The organism is Paenibacillus sp. P36, from assembly GCF_045866505.1.
Taxonomy (GTDB): Bacteria; Bacillota; Bacilli; order Paenibacillales; family NBRC-103111; genus Paenibacillus_E; species Paenibacillus_E chondroitinus.
On sequence record NZ_AP038372.1, the window covers coordinates 651,580 to 663,246 of the forward strand.

Below are 11,667 nucleotides of genomic sequence, written 5' to 3' on the forward strand. Positions count from 1 at the left end.
GTTTGCTTAAAAGAGGAATACTTCCAATTTTGTCGAATATTGTCCAGATACCTAGAACCAGTTCTTTAGTCACAAAGGGGTGCTAAATCATGACTAACTTATCTATATGGTTTATCAAATTACTAAACGCTGGGCACGAGTGTCATTTCCAAACGACAATCGTGTCCTTTTAATCCATAGGAACATACGTTTTCTGATAGCTAGCTGTCAAAGCAATGAAGATATACTAATATATAATCAAGCTATTGAGAAGAAGTGTGAGAAGAACTTGAAAGCGGAAAAAGAGTTGTTTTCTTTTATGCAAACTGGGACATCAAAATCGTGCTACTTAGGCGGCTAGTATTGAGCGAAGTGTTAAGATTATACTTAAGGTAGCAATAAAACAGAAAAAAGTGTTTGGCTGTATGGTCAAGAAAATGATTCAGCCACACTCAGATCTGTAAGGTATACTTATGCATGATTAAGATTCTAATAAGTAAAATTTTAGCCAATAAAAGAGGGGATTAACCAATGAACAACACCGAACAGCAATTTTTAAAAGAGCTTGATGACAAACTATGGAAAGCAGCGGACAAAATGCGTAATAACCTAGATGCCGCCAACTATAAACATATTGTCCTGGGGTTGATTTTTCTAAAATATGTCTCAGACGCGTTTGAAGAACGTCAGAACGAGCTGAAAATTTTGTTCCAACAGGATGATGACGACAATATTTATTTCATGCCTCGTAATGACTACGAATTGGATGAAGACTACCAACAAGCGATCCATGAAGAGTTGGAGCTTATTGAATATTACCAGGAGAAGAATATATTCTGGGTGCCAAAAGCAGCACGTTGGAGCACATTTAAAAATATAGCTACCTTGCCCATTGGCTCAGTAATCTGGCAAAACGAACAGGGTGAAGACGTAAAATTACGTTCAATCTCTTGGCTAGTCGATAACGCCCTAGACGAGATTGAAAAAGCTAATTCCAAACTTAAAGGTATTCTTAACCGTATTAGCCAGTACCAATTGGAAAATGACAAATTGATTGGTCTAATCAATAGTTTTTCAGATACTAGTTTTAGAACCCCTGAATATAATGGGCAAAAACTGGAATTACATAGCAAGGATATACTGGGCCATGTTTACGAATATTTCCTTGGACAGTTTGCACTTGCAGAAGGTAAGCAAGGTGGCCAGTACTATACTCCAAAAAGTATCGTTACATTAATTGTTGAGATGCTCGAACCATACAAAGGCCGAGTATATGATCCTGCTATGGGCTCAGGTGGTTTCTTTGTGTCTAGTGAAAAGTTCATTGAAGAACATGCCAATGAGAAGCAATACAACGCGGCAGAACAGAAAAAAAATATTTCTGTCTACGGCCAAGAGAGCAATCCTACTACTTGGAAATTAGCAGCGATGAACATGGCGATCCGTGGTATTGACTTTAATTTTGGAAAGAAGAACGCCGACTCCTTTCTGGATGACCAGCACCCAGATCTGCGGGCAGACTATGTGATGGCTAATCCCCCGTTTAATGTCAAAGACTGGTGGCATGCAAAGTTGGAAGGTGATGTGCGCTGGAAATACGGTACACCGCCACAAAGCAATGCAAATTTTGCCTGGATACAACACATGCTACACCACCTCAACGACAATGGTTCAATGGCACTCTTGCTTGCCAATGGCTCAATGAGCTCCAATACAAATAATGAAGGCGAGATACGTAAAGCATTGATTGAAGCCGATTTAGTCGAGTGTATGGTGGCCTTACCAGGGCAACTCTTTACAAATACTCAAATCCCGGCTTGTATATGGTTTCTTACCAAAAATAAAAGAGGTTGTAATGGAAAAGTTGATCGAAGCTGCAAAACTTTGTTCATCGATGCTCGCAACCTCGGATATATGAAAGATCGTGTATTACGTGATTTTGATATAAAAGGGGATATCGGTAAAATTACAAAAACCTTTCATAAATGGAAATTCGGAAAGGGATATGAAGATCAACCCGGCTTTTGTTACTCGGCAGAACTAAAAGATATACAAAAAAATGACTACGTCCTCACCCCAGGGCGATATGTTGGCGCAGCCGAGCAAGAAGACGATGGCGAGCCTTTCCCAGAAAAAATGGCAAAACTCACGGAACAACTGATAAACCAGTTTGAGGAGAGTGACCGCCTGGCAGCAGAGATTAAAAAGAGTATGGAGGAGTTAGGTTATGAGTGTTGATTGGCCAGTTCTAACGCTTGGTGATGTTTGTGAAAAGATAACCGATGGTGCTCACAATAGTCCCAAATCGGTAGATCATGGAAAACCTATGGCCTCGGTTAAAGACCTTACTCATTTTGGTGTTGATTTAAGTGACGCAAGGCTAATTTCGCATGAGGATTTCGAAAAGCTAGTGAAGCAAGGTTGTCAGCCAGAAGTTGGTGATGTGCTTATCGCTAAAGATGGTAACACTGCGTTAGATACAGTTTGTACCGTCGATGAACCGCTTAACGTTGTAATGTTATCTTCAGTTGCAATACTAAGACCTTATAAAGAAAAATTAGATTCTGATTTTCTAAAATACTACTTTAGCTCTAAACAAGTCATTGAATATCTAAAAAATAACTTTATTTCTGGTGCTGCTATTCCAAGAATTGTCTTAAAAGACTTTCGCAAGGCAGAAATAAAAGTTCCACCTTTATATATTCAAAAAGAAATTTCTAAAAAGCTAAGGGCTTTGGATGATAAAATCAAACTCAACATCCAAATCAGCCAAACCTTAGAATCTATCGCTCAAATAATTTTTGAAAGTTGGTTTGTCAATTTTGACCCTGTAAAAGCAAAAATTGCAGTGTTGGAAGCTGGCGGTTCTGAGAATGAAGCTGAACAAGCAGCTATGTGCGAGATTTCTGGTAAGGATGAGTTGGCACTAACTCAACTGCAACAACAACAACCTAAAGCTTACGAAAAGCTTGCTAAGACAGCAGCGTTATTCCCTTCTTCCATGCAAAAATCTGATTTGGGAAATATACCAGAGGGTTGGAAGATTTCTGAAATTGGTAATGAAGTTACGGCTGTCGGTGGAGGTACACCATCTACGAAAAATAATGAGTTCTGGGATGACGGAAGCTTTCACTGGGCAACTCCAAAAGATATGTCTAGTTTAAGAGAAAAAGTTCTGATAGAAACTGAAAGAAAAATTACAGAGGAGGGCCTAAGAAGAATCAGTTCTGGGTTACTTCCAGTTAATACAGTTTTAATGTCCTCTCGAGCTCCGGTAGGTTACCTTGCCATTACAAAAGTACCTTTAGCTATAAATCAAGGCTTCATAGCAATGAAATGTAATAAAACATTATCACCTGAGTTTGTTTTACAGTGGTGCAATTTTCAAATGGATGAAATTAAACAAAGAGCAAGTGGTACTACTTTTGCTGAAATTAGCAAAAAAAGCTTCAATTCAATACCTGTTGTAGTACCAAAGCATGAAATAGTAGAAAAGTATACTAACCAAGTGAAGTCTATTTATTCTCATATCGAACAGAATATCCTTGAGTCTAAGACTCTCTCACAATTAAAGGATTCTCTTTTACCCAAACTTCTATCTGGCGAAATTGAATTAATTGATGAGGGGTATTAATTATGGACTATTTAAAATTACAATTTCATGACTTCTTAAACGAACAAGGAGAAGTGAAAATTGCTGGGCATACTTTTTACCGGGACATGATTCTTAGGGATCTAGGGGGGGAGGGTTATCAATTAGCTTTTAATGAATGGCTACAACAGAGACAAGAAGAAAACTTATCTCGTGCTGACGAAATATTATCTCGGTATGATAACGAAGGCAGATTTAGAAAGCTTAAGGAAATCCACCAACGTGGCGCAATTATACCATTCGTTGGTGCAGGTTTATCAATACCGAGTGGTTATGCAAGCTGGACAGGTTTTTTATATAGAGTTCTTAGTGAAACACGCATCTCCAAATCTGATTTTGATGCACTCATTACAGATGGATTATATGAGGACGCTGCTCAGATATTGTTTGATAATCTGCCAAATGGTTATTTTCTTGAACAAGTTGAAAATGAATTCGGTACAAAGAGAGAAATTACAGGTCCAGTTCAACGTTTGCCCTATCTTTTTAAAAATGCAGTGATTACCACTAATTTCGATTCAATTATTTCTGAGTGCTATGCTAATATTGCACTTTGCTTTGATAAAGAACTGCTAGGTGCAGATGCGCAGTACTTGCCTCGAGAATTAGGTGAAAACAAGCGTGTTTTAGTTAAGCTTCATGGCGAAGCAGATTCATCACGACACCGCATTTTTACAAAATCTGAGTACGAGCAACATTATTCTAATCAATCTTTCTTGGAAAATGTAATCGAGGCCATAAGCAATAGAACATTACTTTTCATTGGGTGTAGTTTATCTGTCGATAGGACAATACAAGCTCTAACAAACATTGTTCAACGAAAAGGTAGTGAAAATGTTCCAAGACACTATGCCCTTCTTCAGCTTAGAAATGAAGACGAACGTTTAACACGTCGCGACGTTTTGGCAGCAGCAAATATTTATCCAATTTGGTACTCAGATGATCACAATGACTGTATCGAAGCGTTGTTAGAAAAATTAGCAGAGGGAGTAAACTAATATGAACGAAGAACAATTAGAAGACCTCTGTCTAGAATGGTTCAGAGAAAATGGTTGGGATATCTTGCATGGGCCAGATATTGCTCAAGATGGTGATTACCCCATGCGAAATGACTATGGCCAAGTTCTGCTCGAATCTGACTTGAAAGCCTCATTTTCTCGCATTAACAATCACTTGCCATCAGATTGCTATGAGCAAGTCTTGATAAAATTGAAGAATCCGGAAACCTTAGATCTAGTGACTAATAATCGTAATTTCCATCGATTCTTGCTAGAAGGAATTCCTGTTGAATATAAGCGTGATGATTGCCTTATATATGATCATGCATTTTTAGTTGATTTTGATCATGTCGACCAAAACAGATTTGCTGCTGTAAATCAGTTCACCATTACTGGTACAAAACAGCCACGCCGCCCGGATGTCGTTTGCTTTATTAACGGCATTCCCTTTGCGGTACTGGAACTAAAAAGTCCAAGTGATGAAAACACTGATATATGGGATGCATATAATCAGCTACAAACCTACAAGGATGAAATTGCCGATCTATTTATTTTTAATGAAGCTTTGGTGATAAGCGATGGTTACACCGCATGTATTGGATCATTAACAGCGATTCAAGAACGCTTCCAGCCCTGGCGTACAATCAAACAAGAGGACGATAAGCCGATACTAGAATGGCAGTTAGAAACTTTAGTGCGTGGTTTTTTCGACCGTGAACTCTTTTTGGATTACATACGCTTCTTTGTGTTGTTCGAGGCAGACGGCGAAAAGATTATTAAAAAGATTGCAGGCTACCACCAGTTCCACGCCGTTCGTGAAGCTATTAAGGCAACTTTGATTGCTGCTAAAAAGCCCGCAGAAGATATAATTGAAGAAACAAGAGCAACCTACGGAAAAGAGATTGTTCCAGGGTGTAAAAAAGCCGGTGTTGTCTGGCATACACAAGGATCAGGGAAGAGTATCTCGATGTGCTGTTACGCGGGGAAACTGCTGCAGCAAACGGAGATGGATAATCCGACAATTGTAGTAGTTACAGACAGAAATGATCTGGATGGACAACTCTATGCGACTTTTTGTAACGCACAGGAGCTCTTAAAACAAATGCCTGTAAAAGCTAATGATCGTGACGAATTACGTCAGTTATTAGCTGAGCGTGAATCAGGTGGCATTATTTTTACCACGGTTCAAAAGTTTGCCATATTTGAAGGAGAAACGGAACATCCTCTTCTGAATGGTCGCCATAATATTGTGGTAATTTCAGATGAGGCTCACCGTAGCCAATATGGTTTGAAAGCTGTTTTAACTAAAAATGGCGAGTACAAGTTCGGTTATGCCAAGCACATGCGTGATGCATTGAAAAATGCTTCTTTCATTGGTTTTACCGGTACTCCCATTTCTCAGGAGGACAAAGATACCCGCGCGGTTTTTGGTGACTATGTGTCCATCTACGACATTCAAGATGCTGTAGATGATGGAGCAACTGTACCTATCTACTATGAATCTCGTCTTGCCAAACTAGATCTTAATCATACTGAGATTAATGCCTTATCAGAGCGAGTTGATGAGATAGTCGAAGATGAAGAGGACACTGCTAATCGTGAAAAAACCAAAGGCGAGTGGAGCCGCCTTGAGAAGTTAGTTGGTGCTACACCACGCTTGAAACAAGTAGCTGCCGATTTAGTGGCTCACTTCGAAGAAAGAACCGAATCTATGGTAGGTAAAGGAATGATTGTTGCAATGAGCCGTGATATTTGTGCGCATTTATACAATGAAATTATTATCCTTCGACCAGAATGGCATGATCCCGATCCTGAGAAAGGTACCATTAAAATTGTTATGACAGGGTCGGCTTCAGATAAACCTTTGTTACAGCCTCATATCTACAATAAACAGACCAAGAAACGTCTGGAAAAACGCTTTAAAGATGTCACTGACCCTCTTAAACTCGTAATTGTACGCGACATGTGGCTGACTGGTTTTGATGCGCCTTGCTGCCATACGATGTATGTTGATAAGCCAATGAAGGGTCATAACCTTATGCAGGCCATTGCACGAGTGAATCGGGTGTTTAAAAACAAACCGGGTGGCTTGGTCGTGGATTACATTGGTATTGCAAATGAATTAAAGCAGGCTTTAAAAATTTATACCGACTCGAAGGGAAAAGGCGTGCCGACGATTCGAGCGGAAGAGGCCTATGCCATCTTTGCTGAAAAAATGGATGCTATCCGTGGCATGTTTAGCAAAACGCCTCAAAGTGATGGAATTAACCTTAGTAGGTTTGAAACTGAGGCTCACAAACTTTTAGTACATGCCGCTAACTATGTACTAGGTCTGAAAGATGGCAAAAAGCGGTTTCTTGATTTGGTATTGTCTGCAACAAAAGCCTTTTCACTCTGTAGTACCCTTGATGAAGCAAAAGAGCTTCGTAAAGAAATTGCTTTTTATTCAGCTATCAAAGCAGCTATTAATAAGTTCACCTCAGTAGATAACAAACGCACCTTAGAGGAAAAAAACTCGGCACTTAAACAGATTATTGATAATGCTGTGGTGGCGGAAGGAGTAGCAGATGTATTTTCCCTTTGTGGTCTTGAAAAACCAAATATCGGCCTGCTTTCTGATGAATTTCTGGAAGATGTTCGCCAGATGCCACATCGAAACTTGGCAGTTGAATTATTAGAAAAACTACTTAAAGACAGTATCAAGTCTAAAGCCCGTAACAACGTTGTACAGGAGAAAAAGTTCGCAGACCGTTTGCAGGAGACATTGCGTAAGTATAATAACCGCGCAATTGAAACGGCTCAAATCATTGAAGAACTAATTCAAATGGCAAAAGATTTTCAAGCTGAAATGACTAGAGAAGCTGAGCTAGGGTTAAAACCTGACGAGGTGGCTTTTTATGATGCACTAGCAAACAACGAAAGCGCAGTGCGTATGCTCGGTGATGAGACACTGAAAAAGATCGCTGTGGAAATTACAGAGAAACTGCGTCAGTCCACTACTGTTGATTGGCAGGTTCGTGAGAGCGTACGGGCTAAATTAAAAATTCTAGTGCGTCGCACTCTTCAAAAGTATAAGTATCCACCAGATAAAGCTCCTGAAGCCATTGAACTTGTAATGAAACAAGCAGAAATTCTTAGCAACGAATGGAGTAAATGATGCTTTCCTCCGTCGCCTTATATTTGGGAAACTTTTATAAAAAACTCAGAAAAAGATAATCGGGTATTTGCTATTATAGCAAATACCCGATTCTTTCTTTGACGAAATCCAAATTACTATTTTCTCAGTCTCCCGACAGTAACTTTTAGTATTCGTAGAACGTTAACATAAAATAATATTAATGATCATTAGCAGCGTCTCCAAGCTTAGTCTGGAGACACATTGAAAAGTGTTGTGAAGCGTATACTCGAGCAGCCCACTCGAATGCTTTTTGCTCAAGAACAACATATGAGGCGAGAGCACATCAAGACGCTGGATACTCAGACAATGGGGTGGCTGGAGAGATATATTGGCCGGAGTTTGTCTGGTAACATTCCGGAGATGATAAGATATACAATTCGAGAGGATAGTTTCAACACCTATGAGAATAGATTGATAAAAAGGCAGCTTATTGAGCTTAGGCATTTATTAAAGCTTTATGCGAAAATTCGACAGGATGAACGTACGCAAAAAACAGAGGCATTTGCAGATCATTTGGGATATTGGTTAAGAGATCCCTTTTTCAAGCAGTGACGCCTCATCAAGGCACAATCCGTATTTCTCAAGTATTTCGCAAGCGTCCCGTGTATCGCCAGTGCTATCAATGGTTCGATCTCTTGTATAAGCATGGAAATGAACGGATAGGGTTTCAATATAGTTATCCATTAAAAGAGACTTATGCACTCTATGAAATATGGTGCTACATGCAGTTAGTGAAGGTTTTTCGAGAGAAGGGGTTGCTCAAAGATAGTACCGGAATATTCAAGACAAATCAGAATGGGTTGTTTCTCAATTTCTTAGAACATAACGAGAGTGTAGTCAAGCTAACCAATGGAATGAGCTTATATTATCAACGAGTGTATCAATATAATTCATCTCATTTTTATACGTTCACACAACAAATGAAGCCTGACATTGTGATCGAAGCAGGTGATCGGCTTTATATTTTGGATCCGAAATATCGAGATTCACATCCAGTAATCATAGTTTGTGCTAGAGATATCGTAGATATTTTACGCAATGCTGGAATAGTTACTATAGAACAAATGCAAAATTGGCTACAAGCGTTCTCGAGACATCGTTAATTTAATGAAATGAAAATTGTTAAATCTGAGAGAATAAACCAACCAACTCATCCCATGTAAGCGAGGCGATATCCGGATTCCCATGGCGAATATCAGGATAAAGATCGTGGAGGTGTTTCCATATAGATAAACGGTCTTTCACGATTATAGGCTTACCCCGAACAATATTACTGATGAAGACGACATTAAAAGTGCGACCAATTTTTTACGACAATCCCCCGCAGTAAAGATTCCATAACAGGGAGTGCACGGACAGCATCCTTTCGAGCTCTGAGACTATCTTGTTGAAGAAGATTAGAATGGAATTGTTTTAAATGCTCCGTGGTGTGCTGGAATATCGATGACCATGTTTTCAGTTTCCTCAATGCTCAATTCATCTAATGGGAAATATAATCCTACACGTTATCAGTCGTGGTTGCTTCAGATATCGATTAATAAAACGTTCTGCGAGTGTCTATATTGTCCGGGGCCTCTCGGCGAATGTTTGGTGATGACACCTTGAATTGGCACGAGGATGTCTATTGTGATGGTTGTCATATGAAAAGTCATGATGTCCCCCATAAGTAAAAAGAGTGAGATCTGAGGAACCCGGATCTCACTCTTTTTTTCTTTTCGCCAGGGTAATTATAAGCGATTGGTTAGAGGCGTAGGATTTTTACCGCGGCACCGGATGATATCTCACACTAAAGCTTTTCCCAATCCTGTCCTTGGCCTATATAAACTTTGTTACTAGACTGAATACTATAAAAAGTTGAATGAGAAAATGGGCGATTCATAGTAGGACTATAATTATACGCGAAACGATTAATAATAACAGGATCGTGAAAGCGAGACAAACTTTATTTCATAGGGTATGAAATTGAATAGACGATGGCGGACACAGCAGTATAATTACTATATTTATATGAACTTTATTAAAAATTTCTGAGATACTTACTGAGATATTTTGTTATATTTTGGAGGATTTTAGATTAATTCGTTGAATTTATATTACAGATACTAATATTTTTCAGGAACTCGATATTAAAGTATTCAAAAGAAGTGGAGATTGTATGGAGCAATTATCAGTAAGTCAACTAAAAGCAAAAGAAAAACTAGGTCTTGCTCTTTCAGGTGGAGGATTTAGAGCATCTTTTTTTCATTTAGGAGTGTTAGCAAGATTAGCACAGTTGGGTGTTCTTAGACATGTTAAAGTAATTTCAACTGTTTCTGGTGGCTCAATAATCGGAGCATTATTTTACCAAGAATTATTAAAAGAAATAAGTTCTAAAGAAGGCAAGTTGAGTAATACAGACTACATTAAAGTTGTGCAATGCGTAGAAGAAAAATTTGTTTTAGCCGTAGATAAGAATATACGAGGGAAATTGTTTTTAAATCCTTGGTATGAAACACTCTCTTTGTGTAAGGGACGTGAAAAAGTGTTAAGTAATTTTTATAATAAATACTTCTATAATTCAGATATGGAAATGACGCAATTACAAGATAGTTATGGAATTGCTCCAAATTTAATTATTAATGCAACATCTTTGAATAACGGTCAACATTGGTTTTTTTCTCCGCATCAAATGGGGCAATATGAAGTGTCAGGTTCGAACTCGAAAGGGATTATTGGTTATGAATATAATCGAGTTAAATTAAGTGATGCAGTGGCAGCATCATCAGCCGTACCTGGGTTATTTAATTATGTTAATTTCGAGTGCCTAGATAATATAAAATTGGTTGACGGTGGAGTTTTTGATAACTTGGGTATATATGCACTACAACAAGAAAAGGTAGATTTTATGATAATCTCAGATGCATCAAGACCACTTTTATTAGATGATCACGTACCCAGAAGAAGATTGTCTGTACTTAAAAGAGGGTTCGATGCTTCACTTGTGTTTTGCCGAAAGCTACTTTTAGATAAGATCCCAGCGAATGAGAAGCTTTATATTAGTATAGAAGATAATGTTGAAGAATTGCCAAAAGCATTAAGTGACAATCTTTCTAGAATAAGAACTGATTTGGATAACTTTCATAGGTTTGAATCAAAAACCTTATGCTTTTTTGGTTATCACGTTACTGCAAAGTACTTTAAAAGTTGCCCAAGCCTCGACAAGAAATCTTACATATTTCAAGATATTGAGAATGAGGTAACCAAAGTTGAGGATGAGTACCTTCTAAGGGTTCTTAAATCAGGTTCTACTCTCTCTAGAACAGATGGCAATCTATTGTTTCGAACTAAAGGGTGGTTAGCAAAAATTGAAGGTTTAATAGAACTTTGGCGTGATTTTTTTATAAGTATAATTACTTTTGCAATAGGCTTAATTTATCTATTTAATTTTGCATTAATACAAGGGATGGTTAAGAGTAAGTTTAGAGTTGAAAATGAAACAATTTTAAGCATAGGTCTGATTATTTTTTTAATTAGTTATATTTTACTTTTTATTTTTATTGTAAGGAAATCTTTGGGTGATAGTTTCAGCCGAAAAGCTGACAGCATTCTATTGAAAATTCTTCATGGACTCGGAGTATTTTTATTATGGTTAACAATTTTATTTGCGGTGTTTTTTGTTATTGGAGTAGGTTCTTATACATTAAGTCATAGTCCAATCGTATTTATCTTTTCTGTTTTAATAATTGTTGCTTTACTAGTCTTTGGGATTAACTTTAAGAAAAGAACTTCATATCATTGGCCGAGAAAATCGAAAAGAGGATAGATGAGTATCTACTAATATTTCGGTTACTATACTATTTACTCCGTGAGTCATCCGAACG

At 38.1% G+C, this 11,667-nt stretch carries 7 protein-coding genes; all 7 read left to right on the forward strand.

Annotation, left to right across the window (positions count from 1 at the left end; all coding sequences use genetic code 11):
- Positions 1–510 precede the first annotated feature (510 nt).
- The 7 genes from ACKTT9_RS02990 to ACKTT9_RS03020 all read left to right on the forward strand — a co-directional run bounded on the left by ACKTT9_RS02990 (position 511) and on the right by ACKTT9_RS03020 (position 11,609).
- Positions 511–2,217: a type I restriction-modification system subunit M gene (locus ACKTT9_RS02990; RefSeq protein ID WP_407870435.1), complete on the forward strand. Its 1,707-nt coding sequence runs from the start codon at positions 511–513 to the stop codon at positions 2,215–2,217.
- Positions 2,207–3,613 carry a restriction endonuclease subunit S gene (locus ACKTT9_RS02995; RefSeq protein ID WP_407870436.1) on the forward strand — a complete coding sequence of 469 codons (1,407 nt, stop codon included), beginning with the start codon at positions 2,207–2,209 and terminating at the stop codon, positions 3,611–3,613. The genes ACKTT9_RS02990 and ACKTT9_RS02995 overlap by 11 nt, the downstream gene beginning before the upstream one ends.
- 2 nt (positions 3,614–3,615) lie before the next feature.
- Positions 3,616–4,629, forward strand: coding sequence for an SIR2 family protein (locus tag ACKTT9_RS03000; protein WP_407870437.1), 1,014 nt, complete (start codon positions 3,616–3,618; stop codon positions 4,627–4,629).
- A gap of 1 nt (position 4,630) precedes the next feature.
- Positions 4,631–7,786 carry a type I restriction endonuclease subunit R gene (locus ACKTT9_RS03005; RefSeq protein WP_407870438.1) on the forward strand — a complete coding sequence of 1,052 codons (3,156 nt, stop codon included), beginning with the start codon at positions 4,631–4,633 and terminating at the stop codon, positions 7,784–7,786.
- A gap of 222 nt (positions 7,787–8,008) precedes the next feature.
- On the forward strand, positions 8,009–8,359 hold the full coding sequence (locus ACKTT9_RS03010; RefSeq protein WP_407870439.1) for a DUF2357 domain-containing protein: 351 nt from the start codon (positions 8,009–8,011) through the stop codon (positions 8,357–8,359).
- A 50-nt stretch (positions 8,360–8,409) separates the two neighbouring features.
- Entirely contained in the window at positions 8,410–8,910 is a 501-nt protein-coding gene (locus ACKTT9_RS03015; RefSeq protein WP_407872948.1) for a nuclease domain-containing protein, read from the forward strand.
- A gap of 1,052 nt (positions 8,911–9,962) precedes the next feature.
- Entirely contained in the window at positions 9,963–11,609 is a 1,647-nt protein-coding gene (locus ACKTT9_RS03020; RefSeq protein WP_407870440.1) for a patatin-like phospholipase family protein, read from the forward strand.
- Positions 11,610–11,667 lie beyond the last annotated feature (58 nt).

Bases quoted from the DNA above. Each gene is read 5' to 3' on its own strand.
- ACKTT9_RS02990 (WP_407870435.1), top strand. From the start codon at position 511: ATGAACAACACCGAACAGCAATTTTTAAAAGAGCTTGATGACAAACTA.
- ACKTT9_RS03020 (WP_407870440.1), top strand. From the start codon at position 9,963: ATGGAGCAATTATCAGTAAGTCAACTAAAAGCAAAAGAAAAACTAGGT.
- ACKTT9_RS02995 (WP_407870436.1), top strand. From the start codon at position 2,207: ATGAGTGTTGATTGGCCAGTTCTAACGCTTGGTGATGTTTGTGAAAAG.
- ACKTT9_RS03005 (WP_407870438.1), top strand. From the start codon at position 4,631: ATGAACGAAGAACAATTAGAAGACCTCTGTCTAGAATGGTTCAGAGAA.
- ACKTT9_RS03000 (WP_407870437.1), top strand. From the start codon at position 3,616: ATGGACTATTTAAAATTACAATTTCATGACTTCTTAAACGAACAAGGA.